Consider the following 18,613-nt stretch of genomic DNA (forward strand, 5'->3'; position numbering starts at 1 on the left):
CACAAGAGGCACGTAAAACTTACATCTTACGCACCTCTTGTTATTATTTAATGACCACCTTATAACGCCGTTATCTGCCACTGCTGATTCGCTCCGCTATTCCAGTTCCACTGTATAATACCCGCGCCATTCGTCGTAGACGCCGCATTTACATCCACTGCAAACCCACTATTCCTATTTAGTATTTTATAATACCCAAACCCAATATCAATTACCTGCCACTGCTGGTTCGTACCACCTGAATAATCATACTGAATAATTCCTGTACCCGCAGTCGTAGAAGCGCCATTTACATCCAGCGCCTTTGCACTATTCTTATTGATGATAGACTGATAATTACTACCCAGTGCATTGAATGTCCACTGCTGATTCGCACCACCCCAATAATCCCACTGGTCAATAGCAGCGCTATTAGCAGTAGATTGATTGTATACTTCCAATGCTTTACTACTATTCTTGTTAATAACTTTGTAATAAGTACCGGAAGTAAATGATGCATACGGAGGAGTAATGGTTCCTGTACCCCATGCGTATTTCAGGCGGGTCAGACCAGAAGTATTGTTAGTCGTCAATGCAGAACCAGTGGAAGTAAACATGCTGTAAGTATCCCCTGTTCTTAATCCTGGCCAGTATACACAACCTACACCCAGATCATGAAGTGAATTGGTCATACCTTGCAGGTAAGTGTTGTTTACATTGGAACCCGGCGCTCCGGTGTAATTCGTACCATCTGTCATGACCGTACCAAATTCAGTAACGATCGTTCTTGTTGGATAAGACAATGATTTCACCGGTTGTTCCCAATCAGCAGTGGTAGTTTTGCTGGATTCAAACCAGGTGTAGTCGTGAAAAGAGAGCAAACAACTGTCAAAGCGGGTATCTGCGCCAATGGTATTCACATCGGAAGAATACCCTACCCCATCCAATACAAACCTGTTTTTAGGTACGCCAGGGTACCTGGTTACAAATGTATTGTAGAGCGTCTTCAAATCACTCGCACTATACCCATGCGGTTCATTGAAGCACTCAAAATACACCAGTGTGTTAGATCTGTAATTAGCGACAATCGTGTCCCACATTTGCCAAAATGTGGTGGTGTTGTCAATTAGGCCATCACGGGAGGAAGATCCTTCCCAATAGCCTAATAGAACTTTCATGTTTTTGGAGGTCGCTTTGTCGATAGCGCCTTTGTAAGTAGACCAGAAAGAACTCACTACTGTAGAAGGATTGACCGGTAGCCGCACGGTGTTCGCGCCGGCGGAAACAAAGCCGTTGAGAATGTAATCGGCCTTTGTTTGCATACTGGCGTAGGTATCAGTAGAGACAGTGCCGGAAAGGATCAGTGCATCATCTGCAAAGTTGTCCCTGCTATCCGCCCAGTTGACGCCTTTGAAATCACTGGAGGCAACGGCTACAGCTACTACAGCAGTGGAGTTGTTCAATTTGAGTGACGACAGATCTGCCTGCTCTTTATTGCAGGCGAAGGCAAGCATGGCGCTTGCAATAAGGGTTAATTTGGTTTTCATAAACGTGAGAATTAATTGTATAATTTACAATTAAAAAATTGTTTTGAAAAATCATTTTATTAATGGTAACCCGGATGAATTATTAATGCTTTCTATTTGTAGAGGTATATGGGTAACTATTTCTTATCTATTTGAGAAATTATTTTTTATCTATTTGAGAAATCAAAATCAGCAACATTATTCTTTTTGAATGACTAAATGAATTTGCTTTTGAACCGGTGGGTAAATTATCTTAGGTTGCTGATTAAGAATTTTTACAATCCCTAAGCTGGGTGAATTACCCCAGGTTTCCTACATTTGAAAAATGCAAAACGATCCGGACTTCAACAAACTCGTCTTCGACATCGCCCGCGCCATTCCCAAAGGCCGTGTTACCTCTTATGGCGCCATCGCCAAAGCCCTTGGTAAAGGCAACCTTTCCCGCATGGTAGGACGTGCTATGGGACTTGTAAATGAAGAAAAAAAGCCTGTGCCTTTTCAGAGAGTGGTCAATAGCCAGGGATATCTGACCGGTGACCCAAGGCATGTTGCTGTTCGCCGAAAACTTTTGGAAAAAGAAGGCGTGGAAATAAAGAATGATAAAGTGGTGAATTTTAGAAACATCTTCTGGGATCCTTCTGAAGAAATTGACTTGTAGAGCCGATAGTAACAGGTCGCTAAAGAAATCGACTTTTAACAACCAGGGAAAGAAACAGACTTTAATTCTCCAATAATTATGATCTTTTACCCTTTACCCCCGACTTTTAAACAAACCAATTACGCCTTTTAAACAAACCAACCCCTACCCTATAGCGAACTTCTTATTCATTACGGCACTCAGGAGAAAGTGTATACCAGCGGTGATACAGTCCTCATTCCCCGCAATCACCTGTGCAGACTAACCAAGTACCCTGTGGATGAAAAGCCGTTCAAATCCATCTCTGATTTGTCACATTTTTCTTTTGCTTTTAAAAAGCAATATGGGTATAATCCAACAACTTCTAAATAGTCAAAGAGCGCTTTTACCTTTGGTAAAAACGCTCTTTAGCTATCCATGGCCTGCGGCCGGCTTATTAATGTCAGCTTATTAAAAATACCAATATCTTAAATATTACCTCGTTAACACCACACTACCTGATTGCTCTATATGCTTCCCCTCCGATGTTACCGCACTAATCATATACACATACGCTCCTAACGCCGCCTGCTGCCCCTTCTGCATACCAGCCCATCCGGTATTTACATCATGCGATTCAAACACCAACTGTCCTACTCTATTATACACCCTCATCACAAACACCACCGGCAAATCGGAAGTCTTCGCCCTAAACACATCATTCTTCCCATCCCCATTCGGCGAAAACGCCGTAGGCAGCATGTAATATATCTTACAATCAGGACTCAGATTCAAATGTACTTCTGCCGTACCCACACAACCACCGGCATCCGTACCCGTTACTGTATAAGTTGCATCTCCCCTGAAAGTAGCGAGAATACCAGCACCGGTAACAGCAGATAAATTCGTGGCCGGACTCCACTCATACGTCGATGCACCACTTGCTCTTAATGTCACCGTATCATTGATGCAATACATCCCCGCGGATGGTGTCACCTGAATTTCCGGTGCCACTCCTACCGATACCACTTTTTCTACCTTCGTTTCACACTGACCATCATACGCCATCAATAAAACTGTATACGCTCCCGGATCATGCCACAACACCTGATATGGCCCCGGATCATCTCCACTTACACTCACTGCATTATAAAAATTCCAGGTATAAAAAGCTGTCTTCGACTCCGCAGGTACCAGTGTCACTGTCATCGGTGTACCTGCACAACCACCGCTCGTCGTAAAATCAGCGATCGGACTTTGCTTCACTGTCACCGTCATTGGTGCCCGCGCACTTTCACATCCATCCGTCTGACTCACATAATACGTTGTCGAACCAGTTACCAGTGTTGAAGGTATGGGTGCTGTTGAAGAACCCGTACCACCGGTAGCAGCCGTATACCACAGTAAATTAGTACCTTCTGCTGTAAGCGATGTTGCTGATGAATACTGACATAGAGTCAATGGCGTTACTACTGGTGATGTAGACGTAGTTACCGTCACTGTCAGTGCAGCACGATCACTTTCACAACCTGTAGTCTGCGATACATAATAGGTAGTAGACCCTACTGATAATGTAACTGGTATCGGTGCTGTTGAAGACCCCGTACCACCTGTAGCAACTGTATACCATTTCAAATTTGTACCCGTTGCTGTCAGTTGCGGCACTGACTGGTTCAGACAATAATCCAGGTTACTCACCACTGGTGGTTGTGCCTGTGCCAGAATGGTTACTGACAGTTCTGATCGTTCACTCTCACAACCACCCGCATCCTGCTGTGTGACCCAATAGTAAGTCGTACCTAAAGTACCTGTATTCACCGCAGGTGCAACAGACGTACCTGTACCACCTGTAGCAGATGTGTACCACAATAAGTTTGTACCTGATGCTGTCAACGCTGGCGCTGCCACATTCTGACAATAAGTAAAGTCATTCACAATCGGTGGTGTCGCCTGACTACCTATGGTCACTGTCAGTGCAGAACGGCTACTTTCACATCCGGGATTCTGTGTCACATAATAGGTAGTGGTACCATTTACAGCTGTAGATGGAGTAGGTGCTGTTGCAGATCCTGTACCACCTGTTGATGTCGTATACCATAGCAGGTTACTACCAGTAGCTGTCAATGGTGCGGCTGTTGAACCGATACAATAGGTCACATCTGATACTGCTGGTCCCGCAGGAATTCCGTTTACAAGTACCTGCAACGGCGCACGATCACTTTCACAACCCACCGTCTGCGATACGTAATAATAAGATACACCGATCACTGTTGTAGCCGGAACTGGTGCGGTGCTGAGTGCCGTACCACCTGTTTCCGCTGTATACCATTTTAAATCCGTACCTGTCGCTGTCAGTGCCGATGCTGTTGCATACCTACAGTAAGCTACATCAGTTACCACCGGTGCCGCAGGTTGCGCTCTTACATAGGCTGTCACCATCGTACGGTCACTCTCACAAGCCCCGGCCGTGGTTTGTGTTACATAGTAATACAAATATCCTGAAGCGGTTGTAACCGGTGTAGGTGCGGTTGAAGACCCCGTACCACCTGTTGCGGCAGTATACCATAGCAGGTTATCGCCCGTAGCTACAAGGGGCGTAGCATCCATATTCTGGCAAAAGTATTGCAGACTGGCCGTAGGCGCAGTGGAGATCGTCTTTGTAGATTCATAGATACCCATATCTACAGTATTCACTACACGTGGGTTACCACCATAATCCGTCGTGCTGCTACCCACAGCAGTCAGGATAGTTGCATCTATGACAGGTGAACAAGGCGCCACATGAAAATCATAATTCGATGCATCTACAAATTGTGGATCACTGTTGATATTGTTGGCAGGCAGACCCGCATCATCCACATAAATGTCACTGTCATGCCAGGTGATATTCGCATCACTAAAGTTGGAAGCTCCATACTTAGCACCGTTTCTCCACACGATGGCAAATTCTATGTAAGGTCCGCCAGTCGCTCCATTAGCGAGAGAGTTGTAGGCCAGGTTTTCACCATTTGCCCAAAACACGACATTGTCCATCCAGGGCCTGTGTGCAGTAGTGGTACCATCCAGTATATTGGCAATCACTGAACCTTGTCCGGAAGTAACCGTATTCCCAATGAAGATACTGTTGTCAGTATAATCATTTCCCCAGCAGGCACCCTCATAAGTAACAGAGATAGCCCCACCCGCTGTATTGGCGGTATTCCCTATGAATATACACTTTGACACCTTGGTAGCCAGATAAGGTTGGGCGCTACCCGAAGTAATGCCTAACACACCTAACCCTGCTCCATATATCGCATAGTTATTTGTAAACGTGCAATTTGCGACAATCGCCGCCACAGCCGATGCCGATGCATCTGCATACAGACTCACGCCCGCCCCTGTATTATATTGATTCGCCGTCAGGGCAGGAAAACCATAATCTCCCTGACCATCCCTGATCGTAACACCATCGACAGTAGCGTTGATGATACGCACTACATTGTACGAGTTGTCCGACGCGATACCGGACGTTCCAATATCCCCACTTAGAATGGTGACATTCGTCTTCCAGTTTCGCTGCGAGAGCAACACCTCGGTGCCGATAAACCCTCCATAGATCACCTGAGAAGGTTTCGGAGAAAAAGCAATCGTTCTATCCGTAGTAGCCGTAGGCAGGTAAGTACCCTGCGCCACCCAGAATGTATCTGCCTGATTTCCTGCGGCTATTGCTGCCGACAGGTCATTGTAGGCGGTCGCCCAACTTGTACCGGTACCGGGTGTAGGATTGTTTACGTTGACGTAAATGCGATTGAAAGAAAATGCCGATTGCACAGGAAACAATGCAATTATCACCCACGGGCACAGGCTTAGTAGTTTAGACATTTGTTATCTGATTAAGATTCAGGGTTGTGGTAATGCTTCTAAAAAGCTGGCGTTCCCCTCCAGACAAAAGTATAATAATATTTAGATTAATTCATATTTAATATACCCCCTTTTGCCTGATCAAACCGAGAATATTTGCTCCTCCAAAAGGTCAATTTCCCTCATTGATATTGGTAAGTTTTGTACAATTTTCTCCGCCTTACTGCCGGATAAATGGCGATGGGTCGGGCAATGTGGTGAGTACAGTAATTGGATTGGAAGCAGCGGATAATATTACTTAATTGAAGTAAGGATGGATTTGAGATAGGTTGAGGTAGGGATGGATTTGAGATAGGTTGAAGTTGCGCTTTGATGAATGAACGCTTCTGCAAAACTGCAGAAGCGTTCATGTCTTTAATAGATTGCCGGAAGGATAAATTCTTCCATCATTTTATCCACCTGTCCATGTGCATAAGGCATATTATAAGCGGTAGCTGTGATCACAATCACCATATCGTTGAAGATATAAATCTTATTTCCTCCATTGCCGGAACAATAGTAAGTCTCATATTTACCATATTTCTTATTCCAGAACAGGTACCCATAAAATTCATTCTCTCTGCCAGTGATGGGCAATTGATGAGAAAGGCTTTTCTCCACCCAACTGGCAGGGATGATTTTTTTATTCGCATATACTAATCCAAACTTCGCAAAGTCAAGACTGTTCATACGAATACCACCGGCAGTGCTGGGAGCATGTTGCGGGGTGTATTGCCATTTGTAATTGGTGATATGTAATGGCGCGAAGAGTACTTTATCCGCATATTTTTCTAATCCTCCCGGAATGATTTTATCAAGCGTACTTCCTAATAGCATCACACCGGCGGTGAAGTAATGCCATTGGCCATGGTATTTAATAGTATCTACCGGAAGGTTCAACGTAAATTGTAACCAGTTCTCCGTAGGGTACATATTTTCTTCATTACCGGGTGAGTTATCATCACTGTCATCACCATCAAAAGGGGAGCTCATGGTGAGGAGTTCCTTTAAAGTGATTTTTGCTTTTTCATTTGGAAGGGAATAGAACTCTCCCAGGGTCTGATTTTCTGATTTTAAATATCCATCACGGATAGCTAAACCTGTTAATGCTGCTGCAAAGGTCTTGCCTACAGAACGTACATCATGCAGGCTATCCCGGGTATTGCCATCGAAATATTCTTCGAATAAGATCTTGTTATTTTTGATAGCGACTACGCTGGTGATGTGGCGGAATACACCCGCTTCTATAGCACCTTTTAACAACTTAATCTTGTTAGTATCAAATTTTTCTTTTGACACAGGAAGGTCTTTATAAGGGTGCACTTTGGCAAGTGGTAATGGTTTTACAGCAATGCGTTTCACATTCAGCGCGAACTTTCCTTCGGCAATGATCTCTCCTATTTTCAGATCAGGTGCCTTTACATAGGGGCGTAATTCAATTTTTAAGGTATGTGGTCCTTCTGACAATGCTTTTTCACCTCCATTATTCATGAAACGATACCAGGCAAACTGGCTCCAGTAAGCCCCTTCATGTTGGTAATCGATGAGTGGCTTTGTCCATTTCTGATCGTTGGGATCAGGGAATCCCGGCCATAATTCAGTATGATAAATGAGATGATTATCCACATAAAATGAAAACTGGTAGTTGCCTGTTTTCCATAAAGAATCTGTGGGGGCTAATTCTTTCAAATAATCAATCAGGGGTTGCTTAAGCGCCACTGAAATCGACAGATTAGATTTATTCGAAAATATCGAATCGCCTGAAAATATAATAGTCTGGGCATGGATTGCGCCCGTCAGGAATAAACAAATAATGAGTAGGTGTCTTTTCATGCTCAAATTTATAACCGGGAATTTTCTAAAAATAGAATCCTGTTAACATTTTGCGGTACGCCAGTGGGGTCATTTTCTGCACCTGTTTAAACTGTCGGATAAAATGGCTTTGATCAGCAAATCCGCAGGAGGCGGCAATGGAACTCAGCGTTTGATCTCTATCTCCCAATAAATTAAGGGCTTTCGACAATTTCAGTTGCCGCTGGTAATCACTGAGCCGGGTCTTAAAATATACCGGGAATGTTCTTGATAAATGCACGGGATGCACATCTACTTTGGATGCCAATTCTTTTAAGGAATATAAATGACTTTCCCTGTCATCATGCAATAGGGCATCGAGTCTTTTTACCCATGCGGGGTAGCTTTCGGGCTTTACTATTGCATTATTAAATAACTCTATTAACAAGGCGTCAATAGCTGCTTTACAATCCAGTTCCTTACTCTCTCTGAAAATACGGTACATCTGCAATTTCAGGCGCGGGTCTTTGAGTCGCACGCTACCCTCAATGAGATTATCTGGCAGGTCATACTGTTCAAACCACCCTGGGTTAATTTCAATATGAAACCCACGGGTAAAACCTGGAGGTTTGATATTATAGTGGGCATCCTGCCAGTGATGAAAGAGCAGGTCGCCGGGTCCACAATGGTAGGTTTCTTTCTTATTTCCTTCTATCACATGGCCTTGCAGGATAAAGGTGAAGTAGGCATTTTCATGGTAATGCCAGTCTACCTCCGGCAGGGTGTATTCTGTGTCGGTCAGGGTGAGTCCGTTTTGCTGTAAGCATTGGTTAGTCTGACCGTAAAATTGTCCTGTCTGGCGGGAGATCATGGTAGTAAGATAAGAAACTTAATTCAGGGGTTAGATCCCTTATGTTGAAATTAACCTTTATTCAGTTACTCAAGCTTCGGTAAGATCCTATCATTCTATGGTCATTATCAGGTTACCAATTAGGCATCTCATTATCCAATCGATAATGAGGTGCCTAATTGATGACTTTATTTTACCGAATTGGCAGTCTCTTCATATAAAAGTCGTAAATTCAGTGTATTGTTTTAACCTCAAATTTTAACCTATGGCCATTGTAAAAGACAGCAACCTGCTCCTGCAAAATGTGCAGGGCACACTGGGCAAACAGTTTACTATCTACAAGCGAAACGGCCAGATTATCATTGCCGTAAAGCGCGGAAAATCCAAAAAGAAACCGACTCAGAAGCAACTCGATGTGAGATGGAAAATGAAGGTAGCGAGTGCGTATGCGGTAGCAATTATCAAGGATCCTGAGGTAAAGGCTTATTATCAGTCATTGGCTGGTCCGGGGCAGAATGCGTATAATATGGCGGTGAAGGATGCTTTTCATTCGCCGGTGATACAGGATATTAAAGTGGAAGCTACAGATACAGTGGTGGTGACGGCGAAGAATGAGTTCCGGTTAGCGACAGTGAGGGTGAGGGTGCAGGATGAGAGTGGGAAGGTGATAGAAGAGGGCAAGGCAGTACCGGAAAAGAATGGGGTGGATTGGAGTTATAAGGTAGCGCAGATGCCGAAGAAAGGGAGGATAAGGGTGTTTGTGGAGGATTTGCCGGGGAATGTGAGTGAGAGGGGGTTGCTGTTGGGGTAGAGATTATATCTAAGTTGCTTAATGGTGAATGACAACAACTTTTGATCGTATTTTATTTACCCTACAAAAAAGGCCGGAGAAATACTCCCCCGGCCCTTCACCTCGTAAAAATTAAAACCGCGATCAATTCCAGCCGCCTCCTAATGCCTGGTAAATATTCACCACCGCATTCATCTGCTTCTTCTTAGTCTCGATCAGCTCAAACTTTGACTCCAGTGCATCACGCTGGGTCATCAAAACCTCTAAATATTCCGCTCTGGACGACTTAAACAGATCATTAGAAATCTCTATACTCTGTGTCAGCGCATCGACCTCTTTCGACTTCAAATCATAACTCTTCTCCAGATTCCCAATCTTAGACAACTGATTCGTCACCTCCCTATAGGCATTCAACACCGTCCTCTCATAATTATACACCGCCTGTATCTGCTTGCTACTCGCCGTCATATAAGAAGCCTTTATCGCATTCTTATTTACCAACGGCGCCGCCAGATCTCCAGCCAGCGAATACATGAGCGAAGCAGGCGTAGAGAACAAATAAGACGGACTATACGCCTCATATCCAATACCACCACTCAATCCCAATGAAGGATAGAACCTCGCCTTCGCCACTTTGATATCAAGTCTTGCAGCCGCTAATTCCAACTCCGCCTTCCGGATATCAGGACGATTAGACAACAGATCTGCCGGTATACCTGCATGTACGATCGCCGGTACCTGCACACTAAAGGCCTGTGTATTTCTGGCAATCGGCTGTGGATAACGACCTAACAGGAAGTTGATCTTATTCTCCGTCTCTGTGATCTGCTGCTTAATATCATATTGCAAACTCTGTGTATTCAACACCTCTGCCTCAAATTTACGTACTGCCAACTCTGTTGCCTTCGCCGCTTCTTTCTGCAGTTTTACGATCCCGAGTGCATTGGTTTGAATTTCGATATTCTTCTGCACAATCTCCAATTGGTTATCCAGCGCCAGTAACTCATAATATGAATTCGCGATTTCGGCAATCAGGTTGGTCACTACAAAGTTTTTACCTTCTACACTGGCCAGATAACGCACTACCGCTGCTTTCTTCTGGTTGTGCAGCTTGTGCCAGATATCTAATTCCCAGTTAGCGTATAAACCTACCAATAAATTAGGCACCGGATCAGGCATTGAATGCCCTTCCCGGATCTCCGTATTTTCTTCCATCGCACCGATGTTGGTATAGCGCCCTACTTTATCCACATCTGCACCCACCTTCACGCCTACTGATGGTAAGTATTCACCTTTGCTGGCCCTCACCTCATTGTTCGCGATCTGAATTTCCTGCAAGGTGATATTCAACTCCTGATTGTTCTGCAATGCAGTATCAATCAACGCCGCCAGATAAGGATCGGTGAAATACTCTTTCCACTTCACCTTGCCGGTGTTCGTAGAATCCTGCGGGTTACTGAAACTCGCAGGCAGGTTTTTGTTTTCCTGTTTATCAACAATAGCCGGGATTTTACACGCTGAATACGTCAGCGAGAGACAGGCGATCCCTAAGCAATGGTATATCTTTCTCTTAAACATTATGGTCAAATTCTTCAGTTAATGGATTCTCGTCTTCATTCTTCAACAGCTTCCGTTTCTCTGCAATTTTGCCGAAAATGAGGTACAGCCCTGGTACTACTATTACACCGAATACAGTACCGAACAACATACCACCCGCAGCTGCCGTACCAATCGTACGGTTACCGATCGCACCCGGACCTGTCGCATACACCAGCGGGATCAAACCTGCGATGAAAGCGAAGGAGGTCATCAGGATCGGACGGAAACGCGTTTTCGCACCTTCGATCGCCGCATTAAATACGGTATCGCCCGCCCGATGTCGCTGCACTGCAAACTCCACAATCAACACCGCATTCTTACCTAACAGACCAATCAACATCACCAGACCTACCTGTGCATAAATGTTGTTTTCCAGCCCCATTAATTTCACCAACAAGAAGGAACCAAACACACCTGCAGGCAGTGACAGAATTACTGCAAAAGGCAACATGAAGCTTTCGTACTGCGCTGCCAGGATCATGTATACGAACACCAGGCAGATAAGGAAGATATAGATTGCTTCATTACCACGTCCTACCTCATCCTTCGTCATACCACCCCAGTCAATACCATAACCTCTTGGCAATGTCTGCTCCGCTACTTCCTGTATCGCCTTGATCGCGTCTCCACTACTATAACCAGGTGCTGGCGCGCCCTTGATGGCAGATGATGTAAACATGTTATAGCGGGTGATCTCATTCAGGCCATAGAACTTATCCATCCTCATGAATGCAGACATCGGCACCATTTCTTCCTTGTCATTCTTCACATATAGTTTCAGGATGTCTTCAGGCAAAGCTCTGTACTGTGGCGCCGCCTGCACCATTACCTTGTACAAACGACCGTAACGGATAAAGCTGGTTTCGTAGTTACTACCTACCAGTGTAGAAATAGTGTTCATCGCATTCTCGATGGTCACACCTTTCTGCTGTGCTACATCGTTGTCGATCTTCAGCATGTACTGAGGATAGCTTGCAGAGTAGAAAGAGAAGATAGATGTCAGTTCCTTACGTTTCATCAACGCATCTACAAAATCCCTGTTCACCTTTTCAAACTTTTTATAATCAGCAGTACCGGTTTTATCGAGCAGACGTAAGTCCAAACCGCCCGCAGCACCATAACCAGGTACGGCTGGTGGCTGGAAGAACTCGATGGTAGCACCCGGAATGTCTTTGGATTTTTCTTCCAGTTCACGGATGATATCTTCTGCCGATTCCTTACGCTCTGTCCAGTCTTTCAGGTTGATCAGACAGGTACCTGCGTTGGAACCAGTACCTTCCGTGAGGATCTCATAACCTGCCAGTGCTGATACGGAACTGATACCGTCGATCTTCTCGGCGATCTTCTGTAAGCGCTCTGCGATTTCATTTGTTCGTTCCAGTGATGAACCCGGAGGCGCCTGGATAATACCATATATCATACCCTGGTCTTCCGCAGGAATAAAGCCTGAAGGTAAGGTAGTACTGATACCCCAGGTGAGCAGACAGAAGCCGATCAGCATACCCCAGGTTACGGTACGTACGTTTACGATCTTCTTTAGCAAACCAGTATAGCGGCCAGTCAGTTTTTCGAAGCTTCTGTTGAAGGCATCGAGCCCTTTGGTCAACAGGTTCTTTTTCTTCGGTACACCATGGTTGTTCTTCAGGATCATCGCACACAATGCCGGTGTCAGTGTCAACGCCACCACACCAGAGAGTACGATTGATACCGCCATCGTAATTGCGAACTGTCTGTAGAACACACCCACAGGACCTGTCATGAAGGCTACCGGCACGAACACCGCCACCATCAGGAAGGTGATCGCGATTACCGCACCCGCAATTTCATGCACCACTTTTTTCGTAGCCATATATGGTGAGAGGTGTTCTTCTTCCATCTTTGCGTGTACGGCCTCCATTACCACAATCGCGTTATCCACCACGATACCGATAGCCAATACGAGTGCGAAGAGCGTGATCATGTTCATCGTCAGACCAAACATGCCCATGAAGATAAAGGTACCTACCAGCGATACAGGCACCGCCAGTGTAGGGATCAATGTAGAACGCCAGTCGCCCAGGAAGATGAATACCACAATACCTACCAGCACGAAAGCTTCTACCAGTGTGTGTATTACTTTCTCAATAGAGGCGTCGAGGAACTTAGATACGTCATAACTGATGGCGTAATCCATACCAGCAGGGAAAGTCGTTTTCTTCAGTTCCTGCAGTTTCGCTTTCACTTCTTCGATCACCTTACTCGCATTACTACCATACAACTGTTTCACAACGATCGCAGCAGAAGGTCTGCCATTCAGGTTGGAATAGATATCGTAGAACAAGCTACCGAATTCAATGTCTGCCACATCTTTCAGACGCAGCAATTCGCCGTTTGGATTAGCACGAAGAACGATGTTTTCATATTCTTCTTTGGTACTGAAACGACCAGAGTATTTCATTACATACTCAAATGCCTGAGATCTTTTACCAGAGCTTTCGCCGGTCTTACCAGGAGAAGCTTCGAGCGATTGGTTACCCAGTGCTTTCAATACTTCTTCGGAAGAGATCTTGTATGCCAGCATACGGTCAGGCTTCAGCCAGATACGCATGGAGTATTCGCGTGTACCGAGAATACGGGCACTACCCACACCCTGCAGACGGGTTAACTCAGGCATGATGTTGATATCGGCAAAGTTGTACAGGAACCTTTCATCAGTCTTTGGATCTTTTGAATACAGGTTCAGGTACATCAGCATCGCAGGTTGCTCGAGGGAGGTGAGCAGACCTTCACGGATCACCAATGGTGGCAGTTTGTTCAACACCTTGGCAATACGGTTCTGTACGTTCAGGGATGCCGTGTTTGGATCGGTACCCAGGTTGAATATAATCTGGATGTTCGCTTCACCGGTGTTGGTCGCGTCAGAAGTCATGTACTTCATGCCGGGTACCCCGTTGATCGCTCTTTCCAGCGGGATGATTACAGTTTTTACCAACAGCTCACCGTTTGCACCCGGATACTCTGCGGAGACCTTTACGGTCACCGGCGAGATAGCGGGGAACTGCGTGATGGGGAGCTGGGTGATACCCAATATTCCTAAAAAGACGATTAGGACGGATATGATAATTGAAAGGACGGGCCTTTTAAGAATATTACTGAACATTTAAATACTTTTTGGATACTTAGACTATTCAGCCTTCAGTCTCAGATGCGAGATTACTTTAGCTGGTTCCTCAAACTCGTAGGTGATCTTGTCGTTGTCTCTCACCTTCTGCACACCTTCGAGCAGTATTTTGTCAGTTTCAGACAGTCCGTCTCCTACTACAAACAGGTCAGGCATTTCAGCTGCTACAGTGATTTCCTGTGATTTTACTTTGCTATCCTTGCCAACGATGAATACATAGTGTTTGTCCTGTATTTCGAATGTTGCTTTCTGCGGAATTACAACGGCATTTTTCAGCGGAACAACCATCTGTACTTTACCGGTTTCTCCGTGTCTGAGCAGACCTTCAGGATTAGGGAAAGTAGCACGGAAAGCGATGTTACCGGTTTCATTGTTGAATTCACTTTCGATGGTTTCAACATTGCCGGTGTGTTTGAACACTTCGCTGTTTGCCATGAGCAGGTTCACAGGCATCTTACCTTTTTTCTCTTTCACGCCTTCTTCATAGTTCAGGTATTCAGGTTCAGATACGTTGAAGTACACATACATCTGGCGGTTGTCAGAGAGGCTGGTGAGCAGTTCACCTTCATCAACCAGACTACCAAGTTTCAGTGGCAGGCGGTCGATGATCCCATCAAAAGGAGCTTTGATGTCGGTAAAAGCCAGGTGTACTTTGGCCAGTGACAGTTCTGCTTTTGCTTTGGCCAGGTTAGCCTGCGCCATTGCCAGTTCTGCTTTTGATACGACATTTTTGTCAGCAAGGGATTTGGTATTCTGCAGTTCTATTTCGGCTGCCTGGGCTTCTGCCTGGGCTTTTTCCAGTTCTGCTTCATACACTTTGGGCATAATTTTGAACAGGAGCTGGCCTTCTTTTACAAACTGACCTTCATCTACGAAGATGTTTTGTAAGTAGCCTTTTTCCTGGGCCCTGAGTTCGATGTTACGGAAAGAGCGTATCTGAGATACGTATTCCTTTACAACGGAAGTATCCATTTTTACTGGAGTGGTGACGAGGTATTTGGTTTCCCCTTCCTTTTCTTCCTCTTTCTTTGATGATTTACAGCTTGCAAAGCACAACAGTGCATACAAGCCCACGACGAGCATTGAAGTTCTCTTCATAATAAGGATGCGATTCTATGTTTTTAAGTGGTGTGCGAATGACAATACACTTCCGTATCCTGTGGACGTGGAAGTGTTCAGCAATAAATGGTCTGGTTACTGGTTGGCAATAATATATCAGATGCGTAGCACGCCGTGTCTTATATAAAGACTTTGGGCAGTACTCGATAAAGGATATGAATTGGAAAGAAAATACGGGTGGAGTGTGTCAGTAGCGGGTGGGGAGAAAACAGTGGTAAAGTTATTACCGATGGCAAGGTGCTTTTTGAAAGCTGTCATTTCATCGGTATCATCCTCATTATTAGTCTCGGTGAACTTTAAATTTAACCGCTCAAAACTGTGTGGGTGATTGCGGATATTCAACATTTCATCTCCCTGCTCAATGAATATGAGCATCCTGTCCGACGACGTCGAGACATGGTCCCGTGGCGTAGTGGCCTTCAGGTGACTATACCCGGTGAGCAGGATACAGAGCGAGAATAAAAATCTTATGAATAGCTTCATCATCTAAACCAAAAATAGAGAAGTTATATAATACATGCAAAGCTGGCTGGGATGAGTGGTAAGTGAGAAATGAAGGTTTGGATCAGGGAACACAGTACCGCAGGTGGTTACACGGTGTTTATTAAAAAGTCCTTAAAAGATTCTGAACGGGTCCAAAAATAGGTGTTTTCTGTTTTTTCTGGATGGGTTTAGGGCGAATTTTTCCGGATAGCGTAAACATAATTCCCAAATGTTAAAATTAGGTTAGCAATTAATTGTCACCTTTGCGGCGCAAACTTATATAGCGATGAGATCTATTCGATTACTTATTTCAGCATTTCTTATATTATGTACCGGCGTATTGTCCGCCAATGATTTAGATGGGAATGGTACCATTAAAGGGAAAATTGTTACCACCGACGGTAAGCCAGCAGGTTTGGTGACGGTAGTGTTAAAAGGCACCAAAAAATCTACTATTACTGAAGATGACGGTACTTTTGTACTGAACAATGTAAAGCCGGGTACTTATACCCTGCAGGTAAGACTGGTAGGTTACAGTACAAAGGAGGAAACGGTGACCGTATCTCCTGATGCAACTGCACAGGTAACAATGACCCTGGAGGTTTCTGATACCCAGCTGCAGGAGGTAGAAATTGCTACCGGCCGTGCGAAGTTTGGTAAAAAGGAGTCTGAGCAGGTAGCGCGGCTGCCGATAAAGAATCTGGAAAATCCACAGGTATATAGTTCTATTTCTAAAGAATTGTTGAAAGAGCAGGTGATCACCAACTTCGACGATGCGTTGAAGAACACGCCGGGTCTGACTAAATTATGGTCATCTACCGGTCGTCCGAGTGATGGCGCGGGTTACTTCTCAATCAGAGGTTTTGCTGTACAGCCTACGATGATCAATGGTGTACCGGGGTTGACCAATGGTGGTATTGATCCTGCGAATGTGGAAAGAATTGAAGTGATCAAAGGCCCAAGCAGTACTTTGTTTGGTAGCAGCTATATTTCTTTTGGTGGTTTGTTGAATATTGTGACAAAGCGTCCTTATGATCATTTTGGTGGTGAGGTTGGTTATACCATTGGTGGTTTTGGCCTGAGCCGTTTTACTGCTGATGTAAATGCGCCGCTGAATGATGATAAATCTGCCATATTGCGTTTGAATGCTGCTTATCATACAGAAGGTAGTTTCCAGGATGCGGGTTTTAAGAAGTCTTTCTTTATCGCGCCAAGTCTGGCATTTAAAGCGAATGACCGTTTGTCATTCCTGATCAATGCGGAAATTTATAATAGTGAGGCGACAAATACCATGATGTTGTTCCTGAACCGTAGCCGTCAGCTGATTGCGAGAACGCCGGAGCAACTGCATATGAATTTCAATAAATCTTATACCAGTAATGATCTGACTTATAAGAACCCTACTGTAAATTTTTATGGTCAGGCGAATTATAAGATCTCTAATAGCTGGACTTCACAGACGAATTTGTCAAGAAGTTCCCGTAAAAGTGATGGGTATTATTCTTACGTAATGTTCCTGGATGCGGGTGTTGTTGCACCAAGTGATTCATTGGCCAGCCGTTATGCTTACTACCAGAACTCTACTACGTTGACGACTGATATTCAGCAGAACTTTATTGGTGATTTCAAGATTGGTAAAATGCGTAATCGTGTGGTATTGGGTCTGGACTTTAATGATCAGAGTACGACTAATAATAACAGTGCATCTCCAAGATTTGATATCGTAGATGTTACCAATCCGAAAGATGCAAGTTATGGTACGCTGAACAGGGCAGCAGTGGATGCAAAGATTGCAGGTAGTACCGGTTCAAAAAATGGTAACAGTTCACAGGTGTATAGTGCATATGTGTCTGATGTGTTCAACATCACAGATGCGTTGCTGGTAATGGCGAGTGTACGTGTAGACCGTTTTGAAAGCAAAGGAAGCACAAACTATTTAACCAGTACAACTACCGGTAAATATGGTCAGACAGCGGTATCTCCTAAATTTGGTATCGTGTATCAGGTAGTGAAAGAGCAGGTGAGTGTATTTGCTAACTATATGAATGGTTTCAAAAACGTAGCATCAGTTAATAACTATGGTATTCCGGGTTATTCTGATGTGTTGAAACCACAGCAGGCGAATCAGTGGGAAGGTGGTGTGAAACTGGATGTGCTGGATCACAAACTTGGTTTTACAGCGAGCTACTATGATATTAAGGTAAGCAATACGAGTCTTTCACAGACAGTGACTTATCAGGACTCCGCTTATAATGTAACTGTACAAAATGGTACACAGGTAAGTAAGGGTGTAGAGCTGGAACTGGCGGCGAATCCGGTACCGGGGTTGAACATCATTGCAGGTTATAGCTATAACGATAGTAAGATGACGAAAGCGTATTATTATCAGGAGGGAAGAAGACCGGTATCTGCGGGTCCGAATACACTGGTGAATCTGTGGGCGAGTTATACTTTTGTGAAGGGAGATCTGAAAGGATTAGGAGCTGGTTTTGGAGGTAACTATGCGAGTGATAATGTGATTACGAATGATAGCAGGACCGGTAGATTTACGCTGCCTGCTTATACTGTGCTGAATGCAACAGTGTTTTATAATGCGGCGAAGTATCGGCTGGCATTGAAGGTGGATAATGTGGCGAATAAAGAGTATTTCTCAGGATGGACTACTTTGGAGAAGCAGATGCCGAGAAGATTGGCAGCAAGTTTTGCGTATAAGTTTTAAGTGTTTAGATATTTTCGATAGGAAAGGCTGCCGGTTTTGGCGGCCTTTTTTATTGAGGGGGGTAGGGATTTGAGTGCAGGTAGATTTGATTTGAGGATG

General features: G+C 44.6%; 11 protein-coding genes. 3 read left to right on the forward strand and 8 right to left on the reverse strand.

Features of this window, described 5'->3' with window-relative positions:
• Positions 1–59 precede the first annotated feature (59 nt).
• Positions 60–1,526 carry an RICIN domain-containing protein gene (locus BW716_RS02260; RefSeq protein WP_083720521.1) on the reverse strand — a complete coding sequence of 489 codons (1,467 nt, stop codon included), beginning with the start codon at positions 1,524–1,526 and terminating at the stop codon, positions 60–62.
• Positions 1,527–1,830: 304 nt separating this feature from the next.
• Between BW716_RS02260 and BW716_RS02265 the strand changes: the two genes are divergently transcribed.
• Entirely contained in the window at positions 1,831–2,163 is a 333-nt protein-coding gene (locus tag BW716_RS02265; RefSeq protein WP_083720523.1) for an MGMT family protein, read from the forward strand.
• A gap of 453 nt (positions 2,164–2,616) precedes the next feature.
• Here BW716_RS02265 and BW716_RS02270 read toward each other — a convergent pair whose 3' ends face one another.
• From BW716_RS02270 to BW716_RS02280, 3 genes are all read right to left on the reverse strand, one after another.
• A complete protein-coding gene (locus BW716_RS02270; RefSeq protein WP_083720525.1) occupies positions 2,617–5,985 on the reverse strand; it encodes a gliding motility-associated C-terminal domain-containing protein in 3,369 nt (1,122 codons plus the stop codon).
• Between the two features lie 393 nt (positions 5,986–6,378).
• Positions 6,379–7,836: a serine hydrolase gene (locus tag BW716_RS02275; protein ID WP_083720527.1), complete on the reverse strand. Its 1,458-nt coding sequence runs from the start codon at positions 7,834–7,836 to the stop codon at positions 6,379–6,381.
• A gap of 25 nt (positions 7,837–7,861) precedes the next feature.
• Positions 7,862–8,665 carry an AraC family transcriptional regulator gene (locus BW716_RS02280; RefSeq protein ID WP_083720529.1) on the reverse strand — a complete coding sequence of 268 codons (804 nt, stop codon included), beginning with the start codon at positions 8,663–8,665 and terminating at the stop codon, positions 7,862–7,864.
• A gap of 244 nt (positions 8,666–8,909) precedes the next feature.
• Here BW716_RS02280 and BW716_RS02285 point away from each other — a divergent pair, with 244 nt between their 5' ends.
• Positions 8,910–9,455: a hypothetical protein gene (locus tag BW716_RS02285; protein WP_083720531.1), complete on the forward strand. Its 546-nt coding sequence runs from the start codon at positions 8,910–8,912 to the stop codon at positions 9,453–9,455.
• Between the two features lie 123 nt (positions 9,456–9,578).
• Here BW716_RS02285 and BW716_RS02290 read toward each other — a convergent pair whose 3' ends face one another.
• From BW716_RS02290 to BW716_RS02305, 4 genes are all read right to left on the reverse strand, one after another.
• Positions 9,579–11,012 carry a TolC family protein gene (locus BW716_RS02290; protein ID WP_083720533.1) on the reverse strand — a complete coding sequence of 478 codons (1,434 nt, stop codon included), beginning with the start codon at positions 11,010–11,012 and terminating at the stop codon, positions 9,579–9,581.
• A complete protein-coding gene (locus BW716_RS02295) occupies positions 11,005–14,172 on the reverse strand; it encodes an efflux RND transporter permease subunit (RefSeq protein WP_083720536.1) in 3,168 nt (1,055 codons plus the stop codon). The genes BW716_RS02290 and BW716_RS02295 overlap by 8 nt, the downstream gene beginning before the upstream one ends.
• 24 nt (positions 14,173–14,196) lie before the next feature.
• Positions 14,197–15,291, reverse strand: a complete 1,095-nt coding sequence (locus BW716_RS02300) for an efflux RND transporter periplasmic adaptor subunit (RefSeq protein WP_083720538.1) — start codon at positions 15,289–15,291, stop codon at positions 14,197–14,199.
• 117 nt (positions 15,292–15,408) lie between these two features.
• Entirely contained in the window at positions 15,409–15,798 is a 390-nt protein-coding gene (locus tag BW716_RS02305; protein WP_083720541.1) for a hypothetical protein, read from the reverse strand.
• A 283-nt stretch (positions 15,799–16,081) separates the two neighbouring features.
• Here BW716_RS02305 and BW716_RS02310 point away from each other — a divergent pair, with 283 nt between their 5' ends.
• Entirely contained in the window at positions 16,082–18,514 is a 2,433-nt protein-coding gene (locus BW716_RS02310) for a TonB-dependent receptor (RefSeq protein WP_083720543.1), read from the forward strand.
• Positions 18,515–18,613 lie beyond the last annotated feature (99 nt).

This window comes from [Flexibacter] sp. ATCC 35208 (genome assembly GCF_001975825.1).
Lineage (GTDB): Bacteria > Bacteroidota > Bacteroidia > Chitinophagales > Chitinophagaceae > Chitinophaga.

Excerpts from the sequence above, each read along its gene's own strand:
- BW716_RS02260 (WP_083720521.1), bottom strand. The coding sequence starts at position 1,526 with ATGAAAACCAAATTAACCCTTATTGCAAGCGCCATGCTTGCCTTCGCC.
- BW716_RS02265 (WP_083720523.1), top strand. The coding sequence starts at position 1,831 with ATGCAAAACGATCCGGACTTCAACAAACTCGTCTTCGACATCGCCCGC.
- BW716_RS02270 (WP_083720525.1), bottom strand. The coding sequence starts at position 5,985 with ATGTCTAAACTACTAAGCCTGTGCCCGTGGGTGATAATTGCATTGTTT.
- BW716_RS02275 (WP_083720527.1), bottom strand. The coding sequence starts at position 7,836 with ATGAAAAGACACCTACTCATTATTTGTTTATTCCTGACGGGCGCAATC.
- BW716_RS02280 (WP_083720529.1), bottom strand. The coding sequence starts at position 8,665 with ATGATCTCCCGCCAGACAGGACAATTTTACGGTCAGACTAACCAATGC.
- BW716_RS02285 (WP_083720531.1), top strand. The coding sequence starts at position 8,910 with ATGGCCATTGTAAAAGACAGCAACCTGCTCCTGCAAAATGTGCAGGGC.
- BW716_RS02290 (WP_083720533.1), bottom strand. The coding sequence starts at position 11,012 with ATGTTTAAGAGAAAGATATACCATTGCTTAGGGATCGCCTGTCTCTCG.
- BW716_RS02295 (WP_083720536.1), bottom strand. The coding sequence starts at position 14,172 with ATGTTCAGTAATATTCTTAAAAGGCCCGTCCTTTCAATTATCATATCC.
- BW716_RS02300 (WP_083720538.1), bottom strand. The coding sequence starts at position 15,291 with ATGAAGAGAACTTCAATGCTCGTCGTGGGCTTGTATGCACTGTTGTGC.
- BW716_RS02305 (WP_083720541.1), bottom strand. The coding sequence starts at position 15,798 with ATGATGAAGCTATTCATAAGATTTTTATTCTCGCTCTGTATCCTGCTC.
- BW716_RS02310 (WP_083720543.1), top strand. The coding sequence starts at position 16,082 with ATGAGATCTATTCGATTACTTATTTCAGCATTTCTTATATTATGTACC.